At 73.8% G+C, this 24,667-nt stretch carries 20 protein-coding genes; 13 read left to right on the top strand and 7 right to left on the bottom strand.

Going from position 1 to position 24,667, the window contains the following annotated elements:
* The first annotated feature begins 167 nt into the window (after window positions 1–167).
* The 3 genes from ACGFN2_RS17055 to ACGFN2_RS17065 all read left to right on the top strand — a co-directional run bounded on the left by ACGFN2_RS17055 (window position 168) and on the right by ACGFN2_RS17065 (window position 3,717).
* Complete coding sequence (locus tag ACGFN2_RS17055; protein ID WP_393360931.1) at window positions 168–1,358, top strand: acyl-CoA dehydrogenase family protein; 1,191 nt, start codon at window positions 168–170, stop codon at window positions 1,356–1,358.
* Window positions 1,358–2,458 (top strand): Zn-dependent alcohol dehydrogenase, encoded by a 1,101-nt coding sequence (locus tag ACGFN2_RS17060; RefSeq protein ID WP_362602916.1) that lies wholly within the window; start codon window positions 1,358–1,360, stop codon window positions 2,456–2,458. The genes ACGFN2_RS17055 and ACGFN2_RS17060 overlap by 1 nt, the downstream gene beginning before the upstream one ends.
* A 431-nt stretch (window positions 2,459–2,889) precedes the next feature.
* Window positions 2,890–3,717, top strand: coding sequence for a hypothetical protein (locus ACGFN2_RS17065; RefSeq protein ID WP_393360934.1), 828 nt, complete (start codon window positions 2,890–2,892; stop codon window positions 3,715–3,717).
* Window positions 3,718–3,786: 69 nt separating this feature from the next.
* On the opposite strand, the gene ACGFN2_RS17070 is transcribed toward ACGFN2_RS17065, so the two are convergent.
* Complete coding sequence (locus ACGFN2_RS17070) at window positions 3,787–4,395, bottom strand: flavin reductase family protein (protein ID WP_362602910.1); 609 nt, start codon at window positions 4,393–4,395, stop codon at window positions 3,787–3,789.
* Window positions 4,396–4,616: 221 nt separating this feature from the next.
* Between ACGFN2_RS17070 and ACGFN2_RS17075 the strand changes: the two genes are divergently transcribed.
* Both ACGFN2_RS17075 and ACGFN2_RS17080 read left to right on the top strand, forming a co-directional pair.
* Window positions 4,617–5,201, top strand: coding sequence for an RNA polymerase sigma factor (locus ACGFN2_RS17075; RefSeq protein WP_393360937.1), 585 nt, complete (start codon window positions 4,617–4,619; stop codon window positions 5,199–5,201).
* 8 nt (window positions 5,202–5,209) lie between these two features.
* The gene (locus ACGFN2_RS17080) at window positions 5,210–5,863 is read left to right on the top strand and encodes a hypothetical protein (RefSeq protein ID WP_362602904.1); all 654 of its coding nucleotides are present in this window, start codon (window positions 5,210–5,212) and stop codon (window positions 5,861–5,863) included.
* An 86-nt stretch (window positions 5,864–5,949) separates the two neighbouring features.
* Here ACGFN2_RS17080 and ACGFN2_RS17085 read toward each other — a convergent pair whose 3' ends face one another.
* Entirely contained in the window at window positions 5,950–6,828 is an 879-nt protein-coding gene (locus tag ACGFN2_RS17085) for an enoyl-CoA hydratase/isomerase family protein (protein ID WP_393360940.1), read from the bottom strand.
* A gap of 142 nt (window positions 6,829–6,970) precedes the next feature.
* Window positions 6,971–9,226 carry an acetate--CoA ligase family protein gene (locus ACGFN2_RS17090; protein ID WP_393360943.1) on the bottom strand — a complete coding sequence of 752 codons (2,256 nt, stop codon included), beginning with the start codon at window positions 9,224–9,226 and terminating at the stop codon, window positions 6,971–6,973.
* A 595-nt stretch (window positions 9,227–9,821) separates the two neighbouring features.
* On the opposite strand from ACGFN2_RS17090, the gene ACGFN2_RS17095 reads away from it, so the two are divergent.
* Entirely contained in the window at window positions 9,822–10,256 is a 435-nt protein-coding gene (locus ACGFN2_RS17095) for a Zn-ribbon domain-containing OB-fold protein (protein ID WP_393361451.1), read from the top strand.
* 159 nt (window positions 10,257–10,415) lie between these two features.
* A complete protein-coding gene (locus ACGFN2_RS17100) occupies window positions 10,416–10,904 on the top strand; it encodes a GNAT family N-acetyltransferase (RefSeq protein WP_393360946.1) in 489 nt (162 codons plus the stop codon).
* Window positions 10,905–11,094: 190 nt separating this feature from the next.
* Here ACGFN2_RS17100 and ACGFN2_RS17105 read toward each other — a convergent pair whose 3' ends face one another.
* Window positions 11,095–11,829 carry a pyridoxal 5'-phosphate synthase gene (locus tag ACGFN2_RS17105; RefSeq protein ID WP_393360949.1) on the bottom strand — a complete coding sequence of 245 codons (735 nt, stop codon included), beginning with the start codon at window positions 11,827–11,829 and terminating at the stop codon, window positions 11,095–11,097.
* Between the two features lie 282 nt (window positions 11,830–12,111).
* Here ACGFN2_RS17105 and ACGFN2_RS17110 point away from each other — a divergent pair, with 282 nt between their 5' ends.
* Window positions 12,112–12,885 carry a VOC family protein gene (locus ACGFN2_RS17110; protein WP_393360952.1) on the top strand — a complete coding sequence of 258 codons (774 nt, stop codon included), beginning with the start codon at window positions 12,112–12,114 and terminating at the stop codon, window positions 12,883–12,885.
* A gap of 162 nt (window positions 12,886–13,047) precedes the next feature.
* Here ACGFN2_RS17110 and ACGFN2_RS17115 read toward each other — a convergent pair whose 3' ends face one another.
* A complete protein-coding gene (locus ACGFN2_RS17115; RefSeq protein ID WP_362602887.1) occupies window positions 13,048–14,232 on the bottom strand; it encodes an acetyl-CoA acetyltransferase in 1,185 nt (394 codons plus the stop codon).
* A gap of 415 nt (window positions 14,233–14,647) precedes the next feature.
* On the opposite strand from ACGFN2_RS17115, the gene ACGFN2_RS17120 reads away from it, so the two are divergent.
* The 4 genes from ACGFN2_RS17120 to ACGFN2_RS17135 all read left to right on the top strand — a co-directional run bounded on the left by ACGFN2_RS17120 (window position 14,648) and on the right by ACGFN2_RS17135 (window position 18,985).
* A complete protein-coding gene (locus tag ACGFN2_RS17120) occupies window positions 14,648–16,237 on the top strand; it encodes an IPT/TIG domain-containing protein (protein ID WP_362602884.1) in 1,590 nt (529 codons plus the stop codon).
* Window positions 16,238–16,441: 204 nt separating this feature from the next.
* A complete protein-coding gene (locus ACGFN2_RS17125; protein WP_362602882.1) occupies window positions 16,442–16,942 on the top strand; it encodes a hypothetical protein in 501 nt (166 codons plus the stop codon).
* Between the two features lie 211 nt (window positions 16,943–17,153).
* Entirely contained in the window at window positions 17,154–18,515 is a 1,362-nt protein-coding gene (locus ACGFN2_RS17130) for an acyl-CoA dehydrogenase family protein (protein WP_393360956.1), read from the top strand.
* Window positions 18,515–18,985: a nitroreductase/quinone reductase family protein gene (locus ACGFN2_RS17135; RefSeq protein ID WP_362602877.1), complete on the top strand. Its 471-nt coding sequence runs from the start codon at window positions 18,515–18,517 to the stop codon at window positions 18,983–18,985. Before ACGFN2_RS17130 ends, ACGFN2_RS17135 begins: the two co-directional genes overlap by 1 nt.
* Window positions 18,986–19,183: 198 nt before the next feature.
* Here ACGFN2_RS17135 and ACGFN2_RS17140 read toward each other — a convergent pair whose 3' ends face one another.
* Entirely contained in the window at window positions 19,184–19,831 is a 648-nt protein-coding gene (locus ACGFN2_RS17140) for a TetR family transcriptional regulator (protein ID WP_362602874.1), read from the bottom strand.
* 942 nt (window positions 19,832–20,773) lie between these two features.
* Here ACGFN2_RS17140 and ACGFN2_RS17145 point away from each other — a divergent pair.
* A complete protein-coding gene (locus ACGFN2_RS17145; RefSeq protein ID WP_393361454.1) occupies window positions 20,774–23,404 on the top strand; it encodes a PQQ-binding-like beta-propeller repeat protein in 2,631 nt (876 codons plus the stop codon).
* A 72-nt stretch (window positions 23,405–23,476) separates the two neighbouring features.
* Here ACGFN2_RS17145 and ACGFN2_RS17150 read toward each other — a convergent pair whose 3' ends face one another.
* A complete protein-coding gene (locus ACGFN2_RS17150; protein WP_393360960.1) occupies window positions 23,477–24,481 on the bottom strand; it encodes a hypothetical protein in 1,005 nt (334 codons plus the stop codon).
* Window positions 24,482–24,667 lie beyond the last annotated feature (186 nt).

Below are 24,667 nucleotides of genomic sequence, written 5' to 3' on the forward strand. Positions count from 1 at the left end.
CGCCGTTGCGCCTGCGGCGGGCGGGTGCGTTGTGGGTGCGGTGACGGGCCTCCGGGGCCTGGTGTGTGGACTGCTTCGCTTTACGTCCACACACCAGGCCCCTCCGGCCCGTCCCCTCCAGTTGGGGGGAGTTCTTTCCGTTGGTGGGGGTGGGCGTGGAGGGCCTTGTGGACTTTGGGTTCGGTAGGGCGGATGAGGCGTTTCGGGGTGAGGCCCGGGAGTGGTTGGAGGGGCATCTCGTCGGTCCGTATGCGGGGCTGGCGGGGGTGGGTGGGCCCGGGAGTGAGCACCTGGGGGTTGCCGAGCGGCGGGAGTGGGAGCGGGAGTTGGGGGGTGGGGGGTGGATCGGGCTCGGGTGGGAGTGTGCGGAGGGGGCGTACGGGAACCGGGTGGGGAGTCTGACGCGGCAGGTCGTGTGGGCCGAGGAGTACGCGCGGGCCGGGGCGCCGGGGCGGGTGGGGCACATCGGGGAGAATCTGCTGGCGCCGACGCTGATCGCGTACGGGGACGAGGCGCAGCGGCGGCGGTTTCTGCCGGCCGTCGCGCGGGGTGAGGAGCTGTGGTGCCAGGGCTACAGCGAGCCGGACGCGGGGTCGGATCTGGCGGGGCTGCGCACGGTGGCGGTTCGCGACGGGGCCGGCTATCGCGTCAGCGGGCAGAAGATCTGGACGTCGCTGGCCCGGGAGGCCGACTGGTGCTTCGTGCTGGCGCGGACGGACCCGGGGGAGCGGCGGCACCGGGGGCTCTCGTTCCTGCTGGTGCCGATGGACCAGCCGGGGCGGGTCGAGGTGCGGCCGATCCGGCAGATGTCGGGGACGGCGGAGTTCAACGAGGTGTTCTTCGACGGGGCGCTCGCCCCGCAGGTGGTCGGCGGCGAGGGCGCGGGCTGGCAGGTGGCGATGGGGCTGCTGGCGCGGGAGCGGGGGGTGTCCACGCTCGTGCAGCAGATCGGGTTCGCCGCCGAGCTGGCCGCCGTGATCGCCGAAGCGGTGCGCTGCGGGTCGCTGCGGGATGCGGTGCTGCGTGAGCAACTCATCGGGCAGTGGGCTGAGTTGCGGGTCATGCGGTGGAACGCGCTGCGGACCCTGGGGGCCGCCGGGGACGCGGGGGCGCCGAGTGTGGCGAAGCTGCTGTGGGGTGGCTGGCACCAGCGGCTGGGGGAGCTGGCGATGCGGGTGCGGGGCGCCGCCGCGGCGCTCGGGCCCGTCGACTGGACCGCGCGGGCGCCGTACGAACTGGACGCGCTGCAGCGGCTGTTCCTGTTCACCCGGGCCGACACGCTCTACGGCGGTTCGGACGAGATCCAGCGCAACATCATCGCCGAGCGTGTGCTCGGCCTGCCCAGACTGGAGCGGTGATGAAGGGCGTCATATTCGACGGCGAGCAGCCCCGGGTCGTGGACGATCTGACGGTGCGGGACCCGGGGCCGGGTGAGGTACTGGTCGGCATCCGGGCCGCGGGGCTGTGTCACAGCGATCTGTCGGTGATCGACGGGACCATTCCGTTTCCGGTGCCGGTGGTGCTGGGGCACGAGGGCGCGGGCGTGGTGGAGGCCGTGGGCGCGGGCGTCGGCCATGTGGCGCCCGGCGATCATGTCGCGCTGTCGACGCTGGCCAACTGCGGGGCGTGCGCGGAGTGCGACCGGGGGCGGCCGACGATGTGCCGGAAGGCGATCGGGATGCCGCAGAAGCCGTTCCGGCGGGGCGAGCGCGAGCTGTTCAGCTTCGCGTCGAACTCGGCGTTCGCGGAGCGTACGGTCGTCAAGGCGGTGCAGGCCGTGAAGATCGCCGAGGACATTCCGCTGACCTCGGCCGCGCTGATCGGGTGCGGGGTGCTGACCGGTGTCGGCGCGGTGCTCAACCGGGCGAAGGTGGACCGCGGGGACTCCGTCGTGGTGATCGGCGCGGGCGGGATCGGCCTCAATGTGCTCCAGGGCGCGCGGATCGCCGGGGCGTCGGCGATCGTGGCGGTGGACGCCAATCCCGCGAAGGAGGCGGTGGCGCGGCAGTTCGGCGCGACGCACTTCATCGACGCCTCGGCGGTGGCCGACAGCGTCAAGGCGGTGAAGGAGATCCTGCCGACCGGCGCCGACCACGCCTTCGAGTGTGTGGGCAGCACCCGGCTGATCCGGCAGGCCGTCGACCTGCTGGACCGGCACGGCCAGGCGGTGCTGCTCGGGGTGCCGCCGGCCACTGCGGAGGCGTCGTTCCTGGTGTCCTCGATGTACCTGGACAAGTCGATCCTGGGCTGCCGGTACGGGTCGGCGCGGCCCCAGCGGGACATCGCGCTCTACGCCCGGCTGTACCGCGAAGGGCGGCTGCTGCTGGACGAGTTGGTGACCCGGACGTACCCCGTGGAGGACTTCGCGCGGGCGGCGGACGACGCCCACCACGGGCGAGTGGCCCGCGGGGTGCTCACCTTCGGGGACGAGGCCGCTCCGGCGCCGGACCGTTCCTGAGGGGGCCTAGCCTTCCGGCCTGGTGGGGTCCGATTGCCCCGCGGCGGCGGGCGTGCCGGGCCCGGTCCTCGCCGCCGTCGTCTTCTTCGGAGTGGTGGCCGCCGGGTAGTGCGGCCCCGTGGTGGGGCGGCGCCTGGCGGGTGCATCATCCCGGGGGAGGGGTGATGGGGATGGGGACCACGGGTACTACGGGGGACGGGCGGCCTGCTGGGGGGACGGAGGTCGGTGCGCCCAAGGCGGCCGGGGCGGGCGGGAGTTACGGCAGTGGCGGAGGTCGTGGCCGTGGCGGAGGTCATGGGCGTAGCGGCGGTCATGGCCGTGATGGATTTCAGGGCCGGACCGGTCTTCACGGCACCGCCGGTGTTCACGGGCGGACCGGTCTGCACGGGCCCCTCGGTCCCGTATGGAGCGGCCGGACGCTGCTGGTGTCGATGGCGGCGCTGCTGGGTGAGGCCGGGCTCGCCGTGGTCGGGCTGCTGTTGCACGGTGCCACCCAGGAGGGCCCGGCCGGCAACGGCTTCATGGCGGGCATGGTCCTGCCGGTCGCGCTGGTCCTCGGCGCGCTCCCCGGGTTCGTGCTGACGGTCACCCTGGTGCTGCCGACCCTGTCGCTGGCGCGCCGGGCGGCCCGGTGGATCGGGCGGCGGGGGTGGCAGGCGTGGTGGTGGACGGCGGCCGCCGCCCCGTTCACGGCGGCCGCGGCGACGGTGGCGTACGGGGCGCTCTGCGCGCTCCTCACCGGCTCGGCGGGGCCGCCCGGGGTGTACGCCGGGTGCTGGCTGGCGCTCACCGTGGCGGCCGTACCCGCCGCCCTGACGGCCGCGGTCGCCGCCCGGGGCACCGGGGCCCGGCGCACCGTCCGGCTGACGCTCACCGTCGCGGGCAGCGGCTTCCTGGCCGCCCTCGTGCTCGGTGTCCTGGGCGTGGGCGCCCTCGCGACGGGCCTGTTGACCGTGTACGAGCACCCGAAGCCGGCCCGGAGCGCGCTCGTCGGGGTCTGGACGGACGGCGGGGGCGGCACGCTGGAGCTGTCCGCCGGCGGAGCGGCGACGACCCGCGGGATGAGCACCCCGGGGGACGACTGCGGCGGCGCCGGCAGCTGGGAGCTGAAGCGCGCCCCGGCGGGCGGGCAACTACGGGTGGAGGTGGGCCGCTGCGAGTGGTACGTCGGCGGCACGGCGGACGCACCCACCCTCTACGCCTTCCTGGGCGACCCGGACACGGGGGACCGGCAGGTGCTGACCCGGCGCGGGGACTGAGAGCGGCTCAGACGGCGGGACTCGGCTTCGCCGTCGCCTGCCGTCGCTGTCGCGGCCGGACTGCCGCGCTCACCGGCGGAAGTGGCCGAAGGCGCCCCGGTGGAAGAGGAGCGGGCCGCTCCCGGCGGCGGCCGGGTCGGTGCCGAGAGCCTCGACGCGGCCGACCACGATGAGATGGTCGCCGCCGGTGTGGACGGCCTGGATCGTGCAGTCGATCCAGGCGGGGACGTCCGCCAGCCGCGGTGCGCCGGTCACCGGCGCGGGCTCGTGGCGGACCCCCGCGAACTTGTCGCCGCCGCTGACCGCGAACCCCCGGCAGAGATCGCCCTGTCCGGCGCCGAGGACGTTGACGCAGAACACCCCGGCGCGGGCGATCCGCGGCCAGGTGGTCGACGTACGCGCCACCATGAACGTCACCAGCGGCGGGTCGAGGGACAGCGAGGCGAAGGACTGGCAGGCGAAACCGGCCGGGCCCGGCTCCCCGGGGGCGGTGATGACCGTGACGCCACTGGCGAAGTGCCCCAGGACGGAGCGGAATTCCATGGGGTCCATAGGGGCGCGCTCGTCCTCGCGTACGGCGCGCAGCGCGGGCCGGGGCGGCGTGGGGGCGGGCGACGGGCCGGCCGCAGTGGTGGGCGCGCCGACGGAGCGCAGGTACCGCACGACCGTGGCTGCCATTCCCGCGTGTCCCATCATGAGTTCATTGAATCTGATGGAGTGTCAGATGTGAAGGCGTACGGAGCGGGCACCACCCACAGGTGTGGTTTTCCCTGGTTCCGGGATGATCTGCGGCGGATTCGGGGGAGATCGGTGACTGGATTCCTGATTGCGTGGCGTCGCCGCGGGTAGCGTCCACTTCGGCCGCGTCCGTAGCCGAGCACGGGGGAGAGTTCCGGTACATGGCCGATGCGACACCGTCGTCAGCTTCGTCTGCCGCGACACCCAGCTTTGACGAGGTCTTCTGCGGGCTGCTGCCCCGGCTGTACCGAAGGGCGGTGATGCTGGCCGGATCGAGACAGTCCGCGGAGGACGTGGTGCACGAGGCCTATCTCAAACTCGCGGCCCGGCCCCAGCGCTTCCTCGCCCATCCCGAGCCCTACGCCTATGCCTTCACCACCGTCCTCAACGTCGCCCGCGACGCCTACCGCAAGGACCGGCGCCAGGTGCTGGTCGACGGCATGGAGGGGGTCGAGGAGGCCGGTGCGGGCGGTGGCGCCGGGGTGGGAGCCGGCGGGGCGGCCGGCGGCTGGGACGGCGGGGTGGAGCGGCGGCAGGCGGAGATCGAAGCGGTGCGCCTGCTGGGGCGGTTGTCGCACCGGCAGGCCGGCATCGTCATCCTCGTCGACCTCGACGGCTACACCCTCGACCAGGCCGCCAAGATCATGAAGGTGCACCGGGGCACCGCCGCCCGTCATCGCGCCCGAGCGCTGGACAGGCTGCGCGCCCACCTCGTTGAATCGGAACACGGGCAGGCCGGGAGGTGAGCGGCGCGGTGGACGTGGGGCCACGCCATGACGGCGGTGCGGGCGCGGCGGGCGGTGACGGCCGGGGCTTCGGCGGCGGGCGGGGCGACGGCTCCGGGGACGACGCCGAGACGCTGCTGCGCGCCCGGCTGCGGCTCGCGGACGAGCAGATCGAGACACCGGCCGGCCTGTGGGACCGCATCAGGGAGCCGGGTACCGCGCAACTGCCCGAGGTGGTGCCGCTGCCCCGGAGGCGGCCGCGGTGGGTGGTGCCCGTGGTGGCCGCGGCGGTGACCGCGGTGGTGCTGGGGGTGTGGTGGCTGGTGCGCCCCGGGCCCGTCTCCCTCCAGCCGGCGGGACCGGACCCGAAGGTGCAGATCACGGTCTACAACAGCGAACAGGCCTGCCGTACGGGCCGCTCCCTGGAGTGCGCGCTGCGGCTGGCCAACGACCCGCGCGCCAGGTACGCCGCGCGCGGCAACTCCGCCGGCCGCGTCTGGCACGGCGATGCGCTGTCCGCCCGCTGTGTGGTGACGGACGGCCGGATGGTCCGCGACGAGGCGGGCGTCACCTCCACCCGCTGGTATCTGGTCACCAGCGGGCAGGGGGTGCGGGGCTGGCTGCCGGGCGTGCGGACGCGCAACACCCGTGAGGTGCCGGAGTGCCCGGAGGGGGCGCGGTAGGCGCACGGGGCCTGCGCTCAGGGCCGTGATGTCGGGCGCCGGCCTCGGGCGCCGGGCGCGGTCCGTGGGAAGGGGGCCGGGGACGGTCACCTGCCGCGGTATGCCGGATGGCGGCGCGCGACGAAGGAGGCCACGCCCTCCTGTGCGTCCGCCGTCGTCATATTGATCTCCTGCGCGGTGGCCTCGGCGGCCAGGGCCGCCGCCCTGTCGGTGTCGAGCGAGGCGTTGACCAGCTGTTTCGTCAGGGCCAGTGCGCGGGTGGGGCCGGCCGCCAGCCGCTCGGCCCACTCCCGGGCCGTCGTCGCCAACGCGCCGTCCGGCACGACCCGGTTGACCAGACCCAGCCGCTCCGCTTCGGCGGCCGGTACGGCGTCCCCGAAGAACATCAGCTCCTTGGCGCGCTGCGGGCCGATCAGCCGCGGCAGGAGGTAGGCGCCGCCGCCGTCCGGGACCAGGCCGCGGCGGACGAACACCTCGATGAAGCGGGCGGATTCGGCGGCCAGCACCAGGTCGCAGGCGAGCGCGAGATGGGCGCCGAGCCCGGCCGCGGTGCCGTTGACGGCGGCGATGACCGGCTTCTCGCAGTCCAGCACGGCCGTGATGAGCCGCTGGGCGCCGCCCCGGATCAGCCGGGCGACATCACCGGCGACCCGCTCGCCGGCCGACGGCGCTCCGCGCAGATCGGCACCGGCACAGAAGCCCCTGCCGGTCGCGGTGAGGACGACGGCCCGCACGCCGGGGTCGGCCGAGGCGTCGGCGAGCCGGTCGATGAGGCGTTCGCGCTGGTCGGGGGTGAGGGCGTTCATCGCCTCCGGCCGGTTGAGGGTGAGCCACGAGACGCCGTTGTCAGTGGTGTGCAGTATCAATGAATCGATGGGGTCCGCGGGGGAGGCGGAGCCGGTCCGGCCGGCGGGCTCGCCGGCCGCGGCGGGGGGAACGGAACCGGGGGACGGTGAGGGTGTCATGGGGGAACGGCTCCAGAGGGTGCGGTCGGGGTGGTCACGGTGGCCGGTGGCGTGGTGGGCGGTGGTCCGGGCGCTGCTGTGGTCCGGGGCGTGGGTGTGGGCGCGCCGGTCGGTGCGGTTACGGGTGCGGGCGCCGGTGCGGTCAGCGGCAGACGGCGAGCGCGTCGAGGGCCACGGCACCCTGGCCGCGCGGCAGCACCACCAGCGGGTTGATGTCCAGTTCGGCCAGCTCGTCACCGAGTTCGAGCGCCATCCGCTGCACCCGCAGGACGACCTCGACCAGCGCGTCGAGGTCCGCGGGCGGCGCTCCGCGCACGCCGTCCAGCAGGGCCCGGCCGCGGAGTTCGTCGAGCATCGCGCGCGCCTGGTCCTCACCGAAGGGCGGTACGCCCACCACCACGTCCCGCAGCACCTCCACGAGCACCCCGCCGAGCCCGACGGTCACGGTCGGCCCGAAGAGGCTGTCCTGGGTGACGCCGACGATCGTCTCGACGCCCCGCTCGATCATCTGGCAGACCAGCACCCCGTCCAGCGGGACGTCCTCGTAGCGGGCGATGTCGGTGAGTTCGCGATAGGCGTCCCTGACCTGGCTGGCCGAGGTCAGCTGGACCTTGACCAGGCCGAGTTCGGTCTTGTGCGTGAGCTGTGGCCCGGAGGCCTTCATCACCACGGGATAGCCGACCAGGCTCGCGGCCCGTACGGCCGCCGCCGCGCTCGTCACCAGCTGCTCGCGCGGGACCCGGATGCCGTAGGCGCGCAGCAGCTGCTTCGCCGCGTGCTCGCTGAGCTGCTGGCCCGGACGCATCAGGGCCTGCGCCTTGCGGGCGGACGGGGACAGGACGCGCGGGGCGTCGTCGAAGGGGGAGCGGTAGCCGGCGACGAAGCGGTGGTGGTCGAGATAGGCGCGGACGGCGGTGATGCAGTTGGCGAAGGTGCGGAAGGTAGCCACCCGCGAGGAGCCGAGGAGGGTGCGGCGGTAGGCGTCCTCCGTGCCGACCGGCGAGCCCCACACCACACACACCAGCTTGTCCGTCTGCTCCGCCGCGTCCACCAGATCCTGTGCGAGCTTGTCGCTCATCGGCGGGAAGGGGCCGGTGATCGGGCAGATCAGGATGCCGACGGCGGGGTCGGCCAGGAGCGCGTCGAGGATCTTGCGGCCGCGCCAGTCGCCGACCGGGTGCCCGCCGTTGTCGACCGGGTTGGCGACGTGCAGGTACTCCGGTATCCACTGGTGCAGTTCGGCCTGCTTGGCGGCGCCGAGGGTGGGCAGCCGCAGCCCGGCCGCGGTCGCCAGGTCGGAGAAGTGGGCGCCGGTGCCGCCGGAGATCGAATAGACGGCGACGCCCTCGGCGGAGGGCTTCCTGGCACGGGCCAACAGCGCCGCGGTGTCCTGCAGCTCGTCGAGCCCGTCCACCCGGATCACGCCGAACTGCCGCATCGCGGCGTCCACGACCTCGTCGGCGCCGGTCAGCTTGCCGGTGTGCGAGGCGGCCGTCCGGGCGCCGGTCTCGGTGCGGCCGACCTTGACGGCGACGACGGGCACCTTGTTGCGGGCGGCGCGGTCGGCGGCCAGCAGGAAGCTCCGGCCGTCCTTGAGCCCTTCCACATACGCGGCGATGGCGCCGACCTCGGGACGGGTGGCGAAGTAGGAGAGGAAGTCGGCGGTTTCCAGATCGGCCTCGTTGCCGGTGGGGGCCCAGTGCGAGAGGCGGATGCCCAGTTCCTGGAGGCTGAAGACGGGGCGGCCCTGGTGGCCCGACTGAGTGATCAGGGCGATCGCCGGTCCGTCCAGGTCGGTACGGAACTTCTCGAAGGCGTTGAGGTTGGTGTTCGGGCCGAGCAGCCGCAGCCCGGAGCGGGCGACGGCCTCGGCCAGCCGGTCCTGGGCGGCCGCACCGCGCTCGCCGGTCTCGGCGAACCCGGAGGCGAAGGCCACCGCGAACTTCACCTTGGCCTCGGCGAGTTGCTCGATGACCGGCAGCGGGTCGCCGACCAGCAGGACCGCGAGATCGACGGGTTCCGGCAGCTCGGCGATCCCGGCATGGCAGGGCCGCCCGAAGACCTCGGTGCGGCCCGGGTTGACGGGGTGGAGCCGGGCGCCGACCCGTTCCGCCCAGCCGATCAGCTGACGGGTGATGCCCGTATTGGGGCGCCCCTCGCTGTCCGAGGCGCCGATCACGGCCACCGACTCGGGCCGGAAGAACCGGTCCAGGTCCGGCACCGGAGCGTGCAGTGGACGGCCACTGACATCCCGGTCGACGGGGCAGGCGCCCTGTCCCCCGCCGTCGCGGTGCGGTTCACTCATGCCGTGGACGGTGTGTGGTGGTTGCTCCCCACAGGCCACGACGCGGGCCGGCCGGGAGTGAGTGGTGAGGGTGCCGTGAGTCGATCCAAGCATCGCAGACGCCCGCTCCTGTGTGACGGCTCTCATAACTGACGCATAGTCAGATTACTGAACTGACGGCATGTCAGGAATGGCCGTGCAAGGGAAAGGTTGCGCGAGGCGGGGCCGATGCGGCGGTGTGGCGGGTGATCGAGTGTCGTGGGTCCCGGGCTGTATCGCGCTGGGCCTCTTGCGCGCCCGACCCGCTTCGGTTGAACTGACGTACCGTCAGGCGCCGGGCTGCGGGCGTCCGCCGCGAGGAGCCGCGCGACAGGCCGGACCGGAGGGTGGCGGCGGGCCGGGCGCACGCCGTGCCGGATACGGCCGGCCCGGTGGATACGGCCGACCCGGCGGGCAGGGCCGGTCCGGTGGACAGGGCCGGATCGCCGGACGTGATCGGGTCGCTCGACGAGGTGCTGGGGGTGTTCCGGTGAGTGTTGGGGCTGCGGGGACGGGTGCGGACTCGGCGGGGGCGGGTGCGGCAGCGGACGTGGCTGCGACTGCTACTGCGGGGGCAGGTCCGACTGCTGTGGGCACGGGGACGTCCACGGGCGCGGCAGGGAGTGCCGGTGCCGCCCGTGGGGCCCGTACCGTCCGTGCCGCCGGGCCGGTGCGGCGGGCCGCGCGGTTCGATCTGCCGGAGGTGGACGCGTTCACCCGGCCGTACTGGGACGCGGCGGCCGAGGGGCGGCTGCTGCTGCGCCGCTGCCGGGCCGAGGGCTGCGGTGCGGCCCACCACTACCCGCGCGAGTTCTGCCCGCGCTGCTGGAGCGACGACGTCGGCTGGGAGGAGGCCACCGGCCGCGCCACCCTCTACACCTGGTCCGTCGTGCACCGTAACGATCTGCCGCCGTTCGGCGACCGGGTCCCGTACGTCGCGGCCGTGGTCGACCTCGCCGAAGGCCCCCGGATGATGACCGAGATCACCGACTGCCCGGGGCAGGAGCTACGGATCGGAATGCCGCTCAGGGTGCACTTCCGGGGCGAGGGCGAGGGCGAGGGCGGAGGCGCCGTGGCTGCCATCCCCGTCTTCCGGCCGGCGTGAACCCACGCCTCCCGGGGCCCGGCACCCGGCCGCTCGCCTCCCGTGCCCGATGCCGCCGAGCGGTCGCGGCCCGTGCCCGGCACCCCGGTTGTTGCCCGCTGTTCTCCCCCGCGGCGAAACCCGGTGGCGGCCCGGGCGGCCCCGAGGCATGCTGTGGCCGTGCTGATTCGTGAGGCGACCGCGGCTGACTGGCCCGCCATCTGGCCCTTCTTCCACACCATCGTGGCGGCCGGGGAGACCTACACCTACCCGCGGGACATCGACGAGGAGACGGCCCGCGGGACCTGGCTGCTGGCGCCGCCCGGCCGCACGGTCGTCGCGGTCGACGACTCCGGCACGGTCCTGGGGACGGCCAAGATGAACCCCAACCACATGGGCGGCGCCTCGCACATCGCCAGCGCCAGCTTCATGGTCGCCCCCGAGTGCGGCGGACGCGGCGTCGGCCGGGCCCTGGGCGAACACGTACTGGGCTGGGCCCGCGCCGAGGGCTACCGCGCGATGCAGTTCAACGCCGTGGTGGAGACCAACACCGGCGCCGTCGCGCTCTGGAAGTCCCTGGGCTTCCAGATCATGACGACCCTGCCCGAGGGCTTCCTGCACCCCACCGAGGGCTATGTGGGGCTGCACATCATGTACCAGCAGCTGTGAGCGCGGGCGGGAACGGCCCGAGCCGGTCACGCCGCCCGGACGACAGGACGAGCGGGCGCTGCCGCAGTCGGTGACACCGCGGCCGATCACCCCGCGGCCGATGCCGCCGCAGCCGGTGCCGCCCGTCCGGTGACACCGCAGGCCACCGCCGCGCGCACCTGCCGCCCGTGCCACCCGTACCGGCCCCCGCTCACGGCCAGAGCAGCTCCTTCACCCACCGCCCGCTCTCGAAGCGGTAGTTGAGCCGCAGGTGACGGCGTTCCGCGTCCCCCTGGAAGAACTCGACCTCCTCCGGCTGCAGCACATACAGCGTCCAGCTCGGCACCGGCGCCTCGGGCTCGTGCCGCGCGCGCTCCCAGGCCGCCTCCGAGGCGCGCGCCAGCTCCTCTACCGAGCCGAGCACCTCGCTCTGCCGGCCGACCAGCGCAGCGGCCAGCGCGCCCGTGGAGCGGCGGTGCAGATCGGCCGCGCTCTCCTCGGGGCCCGCCGCGGTCACCGTCCCGCTGACCCGCACCTGCCGGCCGACCGCCGGCCAGTAGAAGCCGAGCGCCGCTCGCGGCCGTACGGCCAGTTCGCGGCCCTTGCGACTGCCGCGGTGCGAGGCGAAGTGCCAGCCGCGCTCGTCGGCGTCGTGCAGCATCAGGGTCCGTACGGAGGGGGCACCGGCCGCGTCCGCCGTGGCGAGGGTCATGGTGTGCGGCTCGGGGACCCCGGCCTCGGCGGCCTCCCGCAGCCACTGCCGGAACAGCGGGAGCGGTGCGGCCGGGGCCGCCGCCGGGTCGAAGGACGGCAGGGCGACGTCCCAGACCCGCAGCCCGCGCAGCAGTTCGCGGAACGCGCGGGCGTCCGCGTCGTCGGAGTGTTCCGCCGGGGCGCCGGCGGGTGCGGCGTCCGGTGATTCCTGGGGCGCGGGGTGATCGGTCATGCCAGGCAGCGTACGTGGGGCGCCCGGCGGCCGGTGCGGGGCGAGGCCGAGAGCGAGAGCGAGGGCGAATCGGTCCCGGGCAGGGCGGGGTTCCCTTCGGTTCGGGGTGGGCGACGTCGGTGTCGGGGCCGTGACGCTCCCGCCAGCACCTGCGCCGAAGCCGACGCGCCCCCCACTGCCGCGAGCCGCTCGCCGACCGGCGGTTCCCCTTCAGGACTCAACCTGTCCTCAACCCCCCTTAGCGTCGGCCCAGGCCGTGTCACCGTGAAGGAGCAGACCACCATGAGCGAGATCAGCAGCAACCAGCCGCTCGGTACGCCGACGTGGATCGATCTCGGGGTCCCCGACCTCGACCGGGCGAAGGAGTTCTACCGCGCACTGTTCGGCTGGGAGTACGAGGAGCGGTCGGCGGCGACCGGGCCGCTCACCCTGTGTCTGCTGCGCGGCCGGCGGGTGGCGGCCCTGCGGTCCGTCTCCGCCGCGGATGTCGCGGGCGAGTCCTGGTGGCTGCCGTACCTCGCCACGGACGACTGCGACGCGGCGGCCAAGCGGATCGTCGAGTCCGGCGGGACGGTGCCGGTGCCGCCCGCGGAGGTGGCGGGGCTGGCCCGTACGGCGGTCGTGGCGGACCCCGTCGGCGCCCGTTTCGGCCTCTGGCAGGGGCGTACGCTGCCGGGCTGCGAGCTGGTCAACGAGCCTGCCACGCTGATCCGCAACGACCTCACGTCCCCGGACCCCGAGCCCGCCCGCAGCTTCTACGCCGACGTCTTCGCCTTCACGCTCGACGGCAACGACGACCTGCCCGGCGTCGACTTCACCTTCCTGCGGCGGCCCGACGGCCATGAGATCGGCGGCATCATCGGCGACGCCACGGCCCGCGCCTCCCGCTGGCAGACCCTGTTCGAGGTGGCGGACACCGACGAACTGGTGGCCCGTGCCGTCGCCGCCGGCGGAGCGGCCGAGGCCCCCGAGGACACCCCGTACGGCCGCATGGCCGTGCTCACCGACCCCTTCGGTACGGCCTTCAGCGTCGGCGCCCGCCCCGCCGCCGACTGAGCAACGGCCGGCCTCCCGGCTCTGTCCGGTCGCCCGGCCCCTCCGGCCTCGGCGCCGGGCCGCCCGCGAGCCCCCGCAGGGCTCCCACCGGGCGCCTGCCGTCCGCCAGACCCCTGCCGTCCGCCGGGCCCCGCCTCCCGAGGCCCGGCGCAGGGCCCCGCCTCACCCCCGCCCCAACACGACCGTCCCCGAGGAGCAGAACCAGCCGCCGGTGCCGGAGGCGACCGCGAGCTGGGGCAGCCGGCCGCCGGGCCGGTGGACCTGGCGGTCCGGGCCGGCCTCGCCGCGGAGCTGGCGTACCGCCTCGACCAGCAGGAACAGCCCCCGCATCCCGGGGTGGCAGGCGGCCAGCCCGCCACCGTCGGTGTTGACCGGCAGCTCCCCGTCCCGCAGCAGCCGCCCCTTGCCCACGAACGCGCCGCCCTCGCCCTTGGCGCAGAACCCGAGGTCCTCCAGCGTCACCAAGGTCATGTAGGTGAAGGCGTCATAGATCTCGGCGAGGTCGATCTCGTCCGGGCGGACCCCGGCGCGGTCGAAGGCCAGCCGGCCGGAGACCGCCGCGGGGGAGACGGTGAAGTCGTCCCACTCCGACATGGTGGTGTGGGACACCGCGGTGCCGGAACCGAGCACCCATACCGGCGGTTTGGCGAGGTCCGGGACGTGGTCCTCGGCGACGAGCAGGACCGCGCAGCCGCCGTCGGAGCGGATACAGCAGTGCAGTTTGGTGAACGGGTCGGCGATCACCGGCCCGTCCAGGACGTCGTCGACGGTGATCGGTTCGCGGTACAGGGCGTCCGGATTGGCCGCCGCGTTGGCGCGTGCCTGGACCGCGACCTGGGCCAACTGCTCCAGGGTGGTGCCGTATTGGTGCATATGGCGGCGGGCGGCCATGGCGTACTTGGCGATCAGGGTGTGCCCGTAGGGGACCTCGAACTGGAGCGGGCCGCGGGCGCCGAAGGACAGGTTCGCGGTGCGCCGCCCGGCCCTGATGTCGGCGCGGGCGGTGGAACCGTAGACGAGGAGCACGGCGTTGGCGTGGCCGGCGGCTATCGCGTCCGCGGCGTGCGCGGCGAGCACCTCCCAGGTGGCGCCGCCGACCGAGGTCGAGTCGACCCAGGTGGGGCGCAGTCCCAGGTATTCGGCGACCTCGACGGGCGCGAGGGTGCCCAGACCGGCCGAGGCGAAGCCGTCGATCACCGCACGGTCCAGCCCGCTGTCGGCGAGTGCCCGGCGGGCGGCCTGGGCGTGCAGGGCGTACGGGGTGGCCCGGTCCACGCGTCCGCAGTCGGACAGGGCGACTCCGGCGACGGCGACCTTGCGCTTCCCGTAAGTGGTCCCTGAGGTCATGAATCTGACGGTACATCAGGTATAGGGAGCCCGGGCAGGGGGCGGGGTGCGGCTCCGGCCCGGAAGGGTTCCGCGCTCGCCGGTCGGAATGCGATCACCATCGCCGCTGCGGCGTCGTCCGGAGAAGGCGACTTAAAGCGATTATCGGAGAATCTGAGATATGTGGCGGTCTTTAAAAGACCTCCCGGGAACGGTATTCTCGCACCGCTTTGTGCATTTCACCGGCCGGCTCTCGGCCGGCTGACTGCTCGCTGTTTGCCCATGCGGCGGAGCAGACATTTCCGTGTGCGGGACGAAAACGCTCCCGCCTGCCTGAGGGAGTGTCATGTTCGCCTTTACTCCGCACATTCCGACGCCCGCACTGGCGCGAAGTTCCGGATTACGTGCCGCATTTGTGGCGGGCGCGGTTATTCCGGTGGGTGCGCTGCCCCAGGGAATTACCCTTTCGCCCGACGGTTCCCGCGCCTATGTCGCCAACCGGGGCTCGGACACGATCAGCGTGATCGACACCGCCACCAGTACCGTGACTGACACCCTCCCCACGGGAGCCGGTCCCGGCATCGTGGCGCTCACACCGGACGGGACTCGTGGCTATGCGGTCCTCGCCGACGCCGGACTCGTCAGCGTGCTCGACACCGCCACGAACACCTTCGGCACGGACATCCCGGTGGGGAACGGGCCGGCGGGGGCAGCGGTCACCCCGGACGGCAGCCGCGTCTATGTGAGCCAACAGGCCGGTGGCACCGTGAGCGTGATCGACACCGCCACCAATACGGTCAGCGATGTCATCACCGTCGGGAACGCCCCGACCGGCGTGGTGATCGCCCCGGACGGGGCCGGTGTCTATGTGGCATGTTTCGGCTCGGGGGCGGTGAGCGTGATCGACACCGCCACGAACACCGTCTCGGCCGCCATTCCCGCCGGTCCGGTCCCCATCCTGCTGGCGGTCAACCCCGACGGGTCCCGCGTCTATGTCACGAACGTCGGCAACTCCACGGTCGGCGTGATCGACACCGCTCTGGGGGCCGTCATCGACACCATCGGGGTCAGTGCCCAGCCGCGCTTCCTGGCGGTGACCCCGGACAACGCCCATGTCCTGGTGGCGAATTCGCTCCCGGACACGGTGAGCGTGATCGACACCGCCACCCATACCGCCGTCGAGAACATGGGGGTGGGCGCCGGCCCGGCCGGCCTCGCCATCCATCCCGACGGGACGCACGCCTACGTCGTCAACACCGAGGCCGGCACGGTCAGCGTGATCGCGACGACCGTGCTGCCGGACCAGGGGGCCACGGCGGGCGGGGCCACCGTGACGGTGACCGGTCACCACCTGGCCAACGCCACCGCCGTGCGCTTCGGGACCGCGCAGGCCGGCATCACCGCCAATACGGACACCTCGCTGACCGTCACCGAGCCCGCCGGGTCGGGTGCCGTCCCCGTGACGGTCACCACCGCGGGCGGCACCGGCACCCTCGGCACCTTCTACTACACGCCGTTGCCCGCGCTCACCAGCATCAGCCCCGCCTCCGGGCCGGTCGCCGGCAGCGACGACGAGATCGTCCTCACCGGCCGCAACCTCGCCGGGGCGATCGATGTGTACTTCGGCACCAGCCGGGCCGTGATCCAGAGCGTCTCCGACACCGCGATCACCGTCCGGGCGACCACGGCCCCGGGGCCCGGCGGCGTCCCCGTCACCGTGCGCACCGCCGGCGGCAGCGTCCAGGGCCTGACCTACACCTACGTCAGTTCCTCCACCGTCACCGACATCAGCCCCAATTCGGGACCGACCTCGGGCGGCACCGTCGTCACGATCACCGGCACCGGCCTGTCCTACACCGAGCAGGTCACCTTCGGCGGCGTCCCGGCGCCCTTCGGGATCGTCTCCGACACCGCCGTGACCGCCACCTCCCCTCCCGGCGCCGCCGGCACCGTCACGGTCACCGTCACCGGCCCCGTCGACGACCCCACCGGCTCGTTCACCTACGTCGACGACCCCGGCATCTGACCCCGGGGGAGCCGAGCCGCGGCCGGGCGGACCCGTCCGGCCGGCGCGGCACCGGCACACCGAGTTTCCGGCCGACCGGAACCCGGCCGACGGGCCGGGCGGGAGTCGCGGGGCCCTGCCGTCCACGCGACAGCGGACCGGGATCGAAAGCACCTCACGGCACAGCGTCAGAGCAATTCCCTTCCAGTCCCAGAGGAGAAAACTGTGCGTCCCTTCAAGCAGATCCTGCTGACCGCGGCCACCGGAATGTCGGCGCTCCTTTTCTGCGCACCGGCGGCCTCCGCGGCCGGTGCCGCGGCCGATTCCTTTCCCCCGAACGAGACGGTCTTCCAGCTGGTCGCCAAGCAGACGCAGGGCACGTTCGTCGATGTGGACGGATCGTCCGGGCCGAGCCAGGGCGACGAATTCGTCAACACCGGGAATCTGTTCCGCGCGGGCCTCCCGGTCGGCACCTACAGCCAGATCTGCACCCTGACCCGGACCGCCCCGGGCGACGAGTTCGACCTCCAGTGCGCGTCCGACCTCGCACTTCCCCTGGGGCAGATCACCGCGGAGGGCCGCTTCACCGTCACCGCCGCCGGCCCCGGCACCATCAACTTCGCGATCACCGGAGGCACCGGCCACTACCGCACGGCGCACGGCTCCATCCACGCCGTCAACGTCAGTGACACGGAGACCAACCTCACCGTGCACCTGATCCGCTGACCGGCAGCGGGCGCGAGGGAGCCGGGTCACGGCAGTGTGTGACCCGGCTCCGTCCTGCTTCCGGATGCCCGAGTCCCCGGCCGCCCCGATGACTTGCGGACCCGGCCTAGGAAAGTGCACCCCTCGTCCCTACTATGACGGCCCGTCAGATCGGAAGCGGAGGCCCGTCGGACCGGACGGGCGTTGTCGCACGGCCGGGAGGAGCCCGCCGATGGATGCCGCGTTCACCGAGGAGCAGCACGAAATCCGCCGTACGCTGCGCGAACTGCTGCTCAAGCGCTGCGGTCCGGACGAGGTCAAGGCGGCGGTGCGCACCCCGCCCGGGTACGACACCCAGCTGTGGCAGCAGCTCGCCGGCCGGCTCGGGCTGCCCGGTCTGGCGCTGCCCACGGCGTACGGAGGGGTCGGCTGCGGCCCCACCGAACTCGCCCTGGCCTGCGAGGAGACCGGCCGCGCTGTGCTGCCCGCACCGCTGATCGCGACCGCCGCGCTGGCCGCCCCGCTCCTCCTCGCGCTGGGCAGCGAGCGCCAGCGCCACACCCTGCTCCCCGCCCTCGCCGCCGGGGAGCTGACCGCGACCCTCGCGGTGCCGGGCGGCCGGCTCGCCACCGCACTGGCGCTGACCGGCCCGAACGACGGCGGCTGGGCGGGCGGCGGCCGGGCCGGCGGCATCCAGGCGCGGCGGGTGCCGGAGGAGGGCGGGACGGCGAACGGCGCAGGCCCGGCCGGCGGCTGGCGGCTGTACGGGGAGGCCGGGCAGGTGCTCAACGGGCACACCGCGGACGTACTCCTGGTGGCCGCGCACACCGGCGGCTTCGCGCGCAGCCGCACCCTGCTCTTCCTCGTACGGGCGGACGGGGGCGGTGCCCGGTCCGGCGCGGCGTCCGGGGTGCCCGGTCTGCTGCGGACCCGGCAGACCGCACTGGACGAGACCCGGCCGCAGGCCCGCCTCGAACTGCGCGAGGTGCCCGCCGCGTTGCTGGGGGAGGGCGACGGCGACGAGACGGCGGTGGCCGGGGCGCTCGCCGCGACGGGGGCGACGGCGGCCGCGGCGCTGGCCGCCGAGGCCGTGGGCGCGGCCGACGCGGCGCTGGCCCGCACCGTCGCCCATGTCCGGCAGCGCGAACAGTTCGGCCGGCCCATCGGCTCCTTCCAGGCGGTGCAGCACCGGCTCGCCGACCTCTATGTGCGGCTGCAGGCGGCCCGCTCGGCGGCGTACTACGCGGCCTGGTCGGCGGGCGGCGGACCGGCCGGGAGCGGCGCCGGTCCGGACGGCACGGCCGAGCCCGGGGTGGGGGCGCTGGCGCTCGCCCAGGCGCTGGAGACCCTGCGGGCGGTGGCGGCCGAGGCGGTGCAGCTGCACGGCGGCATCGGCTTCACCTGGGAGCACGAGGCACATCTGTACTTCAAGCGCGCGGCCTGCGACGAACTGCTGCTGGGGCCCGTGCACCGGCTGCGGGCGCGGGCCGCGGAGGCGGCCGGGCTGTTCCCGGACGGGGCGGCGGAGCCGGGCGGGCGCGGGGAGCCGGCCGGTGTGCCGGCCCCGGGCCGGCCGGCGGCGGTGCGGCGCTGATGCGCCCGGGTGAGCGGTTGCTCATGAAGGTCTCCGCGACCCGCGCGTTCGCCCGCACCGCGCCGTACGTCATTCCCGCGCTGGACCGGGCGGTGCACCGGCTGAGCCGCGGAAAGGTGCTGCTCAGCGCCCGGATGCTGCCCGGTGTGGTGCTGACCGCGACCGGCGCCAGGAGCGGGCGGCCGCGGCGTACCCCGCTGGCGTGCGTACCGGAGGAGGGCGGCAGCTGGCTGCTGGTCGGCAGCAACTTCGGGCGGCCGGGGCATCCGGCCTGGACCGGGAACCTGCTCAGCAATCCGGAGGCCGAGGTGAGTTGGCGGGGCCGGGACATTCCGGTGCGGGCCCGGCTGCTGTCCGGGGAGGAGCGGGCGCGGGCCTGGCGGGCGGCGCTGGCGCTGTGGCCGCCGTACGCCGCGTACCAGGCGCGGGTGGAGCGGGAGATACGGGTGTTCCGGCTGGAACGGCGCTGAACGGGCCGGTGCGTGCCCGGATACGCGCAGCGGGCGCCGTGCCGGACCCCGGAGGGCCGCGCGGCGCCCGCTGCGTGTGCGGTACAGCTATGGCAGGACGGACACAGGAACGACGGCGAACCGTCCCGGGAACACCGGGACTTCGAGGCGCGGCGGCTTCTCCGGCCGCTTCCCCGACCGCTCTCGCGGATGCTTCGGTTATTTGGTCGGCTTCTTGCCGGTGACACCGAGGTGCACCAGCAGCGCGAGATTCGGCTTGAGCTCGGCCTGCTTGACGCCCCAGCTCTGGAAGCCCTTCTGGTGCGCGGCGACCGCGGCCAGCATCGCGACCATCGAGCCGGCGATGGCGGCCGGGCTCACGTCCTTGTCGACCTTGCTCTTGCTCTGCAGGTCCTTGATGGAGTCGGTAAGGGAGTTGGTGACGGCATTGAGGATCTTCATGCGGATCTTGTAGAAACGCTTGTCGCCCTCGGCGGCACCCAGGTCGACGACGCGCAGAATGGCGTCGTTCTTGCGCCAGAAGGAGAGAAAGCCCTCGACCAGATCCTCCGCGGCCTGCCAGGCGGATTTGCCCACCCAGGAGCGTCCGGCGACAAGATCGGTCAGAGTGGCGCCTTCTTTGGCCATCTCCTCGGCGATTTCGAGGACGGCACCCTCGACGTCCGGGAAGTACTGATAGAACGTTGCGGGTGAAGTCCCCGCTTTTCGGGCTACATCGATGACCTTGACGTCCCGATAGGGGGACGAACTGAGCATTTCACTGAGGCAGTCGAGAAGCTTTTGCCGCGTCGCCTGTCCGCGGCGGCCGGCAACTCTGCCGTCGACGGTTCGAACTTGTCCTGTCATGCCGTCAGCTTACCGAGGGGTGATCGGAGCGCGATTTGGCTGCCTGCAAATGGGGATGGGGGAGTTAGGGGTGGGTGGCCCCGGGGAGTGCCGTGCCGGCGGGCCGGTCCGCACTCACGGCTCGAATGCCGCCGCTTGGTCCGAACCGGTGAACGGTGTTATCAACAGCCTGTGGACAACTTCGGTGGATAAGTGGTCACCCTCCGTCCAACAAGTGCACGACGATGGCCGTCAGTTGAACTCCGCCCCCTTCTCTCCCGTCGGTGGCGCCGGGCCCTTCGGGCCTCTCAGTAATCGATCCCGTGTTCGAATCTCTGCCGAGCGTACTGCGCGAACCGGTACTAGCGTGGACATATGGCCGCCGCGGCGGCCGTTGCTTCCGGCTGCCCCGGTGTCATTCAAGGCGCCACGCCCGGCGCGCGTGCGCCGAAATGACCTTCGAACACGCAGAATTGGAGCGTGGGGCGGACGTGACGGCGGGGAGGCCAGGCGTGATGGGGGGCGGGTGTGTGCGGCCGGTGGGGCGGCAGCGTGCGGAGCATCGCGGCGACCGGATGCCGGGGAAGCTCAACCGTTCTCCTCATGGGCGCGTCAAACGAAGTGGTGAACGTCCGCAGGGCGGGCGGTGCCCCGCGCAGGGGACCCGCGACCGAGCGGTAACCCGGTGGGCAATCGCCCGTCGCAGGACGTATCGGAGCACGTCAGGCGGGGTTGGATGACGTCGGGTAACGGACCCGGTGCGGGCTACGGGGGGTATGCCGTGACACGGCGGACAGGCCCCGGGTTCGCAACCGTCGGCTCGGCCAGGAAGAATCAGCACGCGTACGGCCGTTTCGGCCAGGCGGTGAGACGCTGCACGGGGCAGTGGCTCTCGGCAAATCGTGGCAATTGAGAGTCTCTTTCAACGCCCCACGGGGAGGTGGCAGGTAAGTGGTGGAGCAGCTGAAGCAGCTGACGCAGCACGATCCCCGGCGGATCGGGCCGTTCGAGGTGCTCGGCCGTCTCGGGGCCGGCGGCATGGGGCTGGTCTATCTGGCACGCTCGGCGTCCGGCCGGCGCGTGGCGATCAAGACGGTGCGTACCGAGCTCGCCGAGGACCAGCTGTTCCGGGTCCGCTTCACCCGCGAGGTCGAGGCGGCCCGCGCGGTCAGCGGCTTCTACACGGCCGCGGTGGTGGACGCCGACCCGCGCGCGGCGGTGCCCTGGCTCGCGACGGCCTATGTCCCCGCGCCCTCCCTTGAGGAAATAGTCAATGAGTGCGGGCCGCTCCCGGCCCAGGCGGTGCGCTGGCTGGCGGCCGGGATCGCCGAGGCGCTGCAGTCCATCCACGGCGCGGGCCTGGTGCACCGCGACCTGAAGCCGTCGAACGTACTGGTCGTCGAGGACGGCCCCCGGGTGATCGACTTCGGTATCGCCTCCGGGGTGTCCAACACCCGGCTGACGATGACCAATGTGGCCGTGGGCACGCCCGCCTACATGTCGCCCGAGCAGGCCCGTGACTCGCGCAGTGTGACGGGCGCGAGCGATGTCTTCTCCCTCGGGTCGACGCTGGTCTTCGCCGCCACCGGGCACGCGCCGTTCCACGGTGCCAACCCCGTCGAGACCGTCTTCATGCTGCTGCGCGAGGGCCCCGACCTGGCGGGGCTGCCGGACGAACTCCGTCCGCTCATGGAGTCCTGCATGCAGATGGAGGCCGGCCAGCGGCCGTCCCCCGCCGATCTCCAGTCCCAGCTCGCGCCGCACCTCTTCGGCTCCGGCAGCGATGACAGCGGTACCGCCTCGGCCTGGCTGCCGCCCGGCGCGGTGGGCCTCATCGAGGGCCGGCGCGGCGGCCGCACCACCGTGCCCGCCAACGGTCAGCGGGCCGCCGCCGGCCGCGGCTCCGCCCGCCCGGCGCCCGCCGCACCGCAGGCCCCGCCCGTGTCACCCCCGATGCCCGCCCCCGTCCAGGCCCCGCCGCGGCCGGAGCGCGCCCCCGCCGCCGTCGCGGAGTCCGGCTGGCCCGGCCAGATCGGCGCGGGCCCCGGCGCGCACCGCGGCGACCCGCGCGGTGCCCACCCGGGCCCGATGCCGCAGCCCGCGGTCCTCGGCCCGGACGCCTCCACGGCCCGGGTGACGCCGGTCTCCGCACCGCCGCCCGCCTCCGCGCCGTCCCCCGCCGCCGCGTTCTCCTCCGCAGCGCCCGCCCCGTCGGCGGCCCCCGGTGAGGGCGCCGCCGGTCCCGTACAGCTCGGTGGCTCGCACGCCCCGATAGGGCCCGGGCCGCGCGCCGAGGCACCGCCGCCGCGCGCGCAGGCCGGTGCCGCGACGAACTGGGTACGGCCGCCCGGCGCCGGACCCACGACCGGGGTGCCCCCGCAGGGTCCGGCGCACGGCGGGGAGAGCCCGGCCCGCAACGAGGCCGCACCGCCCCCGCCGCCCGAGGCCCCGCCCGCCGAGCCGGGCCGCTGGCGCCCCTGGCGGTTCCGGATGTCGAACGACGTGTGGGGCACCCCCGCCGTCGCCGGCGACCTGCTCTACGTCACCTCCTTCGAGGTGCACGCGCTCGATGTGGCCAGCGGGCGGCGCAAGTTCAAGACCCGTGACGTCGCCTGGGCGATGGCCGTCGCGGACGGCCGCATCCATGCCTCGGACGGCCCGAGCCTGTACGCCCTGGACGCCGACGACGGCACCGAGCGCTGGCGGCTGAACACCGAGGGCTGGGTCTACGCCCTCAAGGTCGACCGCGGGACCGTCGTCACCAGCACCCGCGGGGGCGGCATCCAGGCCTGGGAGGCCGCCAACGGCGAACTGCTGTGGGAGACCGGCGGCGTCCAGACCGACTTCGAGACCGCCGAGGCCGGGCCCGTGGTGCACGAGGGCACGGTCTTCGTCTGGGCCGATGCCCGGCTCAAGGCGCTGGAGGCCCGGACCGGCGCCGAGCGCTGGTCGTACCCGGTGGGCGACGCCGCGGCCTGCGGCGGGGTGCCGATGCGGCTGCTGCCCGCCTCGGACGGGGCGGTCTATGTCGTGGCCGGTACCCGGGTGCTGGCGATCGACATCGCGCGCGGCGACGTGCGCTGGCACTTCGAGGCGCCCGCGGTGTTCCTGAGCCCGCCCGCCTTCGCCCCCGGCCCGGCCGTCACCGGCGGCGGGGTCTATCTGGCGGACTACCTCGGCACGGTCTACGCGCTGGACCCGGCGGACGGGCGCGACCGCTGGCGGATCGCCACCGAGGCCCGGCAGTCCACCGAACCGGTGCTGGTCGCACACGGTGCGGTGCATCTGGGTAGCGGCAAGGCGCTCTACACGCTCGATGCGGTCACCGGCACCCCGCGCTGGCGGTTCCAGGCCGGCGCGGAGGTCATCGGCGCCCCGGTCGTCGCGGAGGGCCGGGTGCACTTCGGCTCCGCCGACCACTGCCTCTACACGCTCGACGCGATGGGCGGCCAGCTGCGCTGGAAGCTGGAGACCGGCGGCGAGATCACCGGTTCCCCGATCGCGGTCGGCGGTGTGGTGTACGCGTGCAGCAAGGACCGCTGTGTGTACGCCCTGGACGCGGGCAAGGGGACGGGGCTGGCGCGGCGGTCGTGACGGCCGCGGGCGGCTGACGGCCGGGGGCCAGCTGACGGCCGGGACGGTGTCCCCGCCTGGTCGCCCGGGTGTCTACTCCCGTTCCTCCGGGGGCTGTTCGCGCCGTTCGGGGGCGTCGGGCATGCCGGGCCGGCCGGGCTGATCCGGGCGGTCGGTCCGTTCGGGTGGCGGGGGAGGCGGCCGGCGCTGATCTCTGCCCCACTCCACCGGAGGCGTGGGCGGCTGCTTATGGGCCGGCAGGGTCGGTGGCGGCGGGGGAGCTTGCTGCTGTGGCGGCTGCTGCGGCTGCTGCGGCTGCTGTACGGGCGGTTGTTGTGGCTGCTGTTGTGCTTGCGTCCACTGTTGCTGTTGCTGTTGCTGTTGCTGTTGCGGGGGCGGTGGTGGTGGCGGGGTGACCGGCAGGGGGGTGGTGGGGGTGTCCTCCTGCTGTCCGTAGGGGACACCTCCGGGACCGGCCGGGGGCGCGGCGGGGTTGGGGCCGGTCGAGTACGGCTCCGGGTTCCACTCCTCGGCACCGGGACGTCCCGCGTCCCACGGCTCGGGCGTCCCCGGCGGATAGGGCGTGTACGGGTCGTACGGCCCCCGCTCGTCGTAGCGCTCGTCGTACCCATGGCGCCCGTAGCGGCCGTCGTCGTACCGGCCGTCGTCGTAGTCGGGGCCGTAGGAGCGGCGGGGGCGGCCGCTCATGACGAGGGCGCCGAGCAGCAGCAGCGCGCCGCCGCCCAGGGCGTTGGCGACGCCGATGCCGAGACCGCGGGCGCCGGCCGTCAGCTCGCTCGCGGCCTGTCCCTGGCGGACCATCCACAGAATCGTGAACCCCAGTACCACCAGGCCCGCGAGGGTGATCAGCCCCCGGGAGCGCAGGGCGACCCCGATCAGGGTCAGCAGGGCGGCGAAGGCCATGGGGAGGAGTACGGAGCCGAAGAGCGCGGCGCTGTCGTGCGTGAGCCCGTTGAAGAGGTCCTCGATCCGCACGTCGCTCCCGCGACGGCCGTCGTACCAGGGACGGAAGGGGCTCCAGACGGCGGCCGCCGCTCCGGCGAGGGCGATCAGCGACCCGAGAACGTTGCGCACCACGGGCGTCGCCTCGCTTCGGGTCGTCCGGTCATCCTCCGGGACCGACGCTACGCCTGCGCCTCTGCCCTCGCGAGGCATGTACGCCCGCATGCGCTGCCGGGGCCGTCAGGGGTGTCACCGGCGCTTGCTAGGGTGCCGTGCACGCGTCAACTGAAGAGTGACGGCTCAGCGTTTTTCCACGGGGGA

The organism is Streptomyces sp. NPDC048612 (genome assembly GCF_043199295.1).
Lineage (GTDB): Bacteria > Actinomycetota > Actinomycetes > Streptomycetales > Streptomycetaceae > Streptomyces.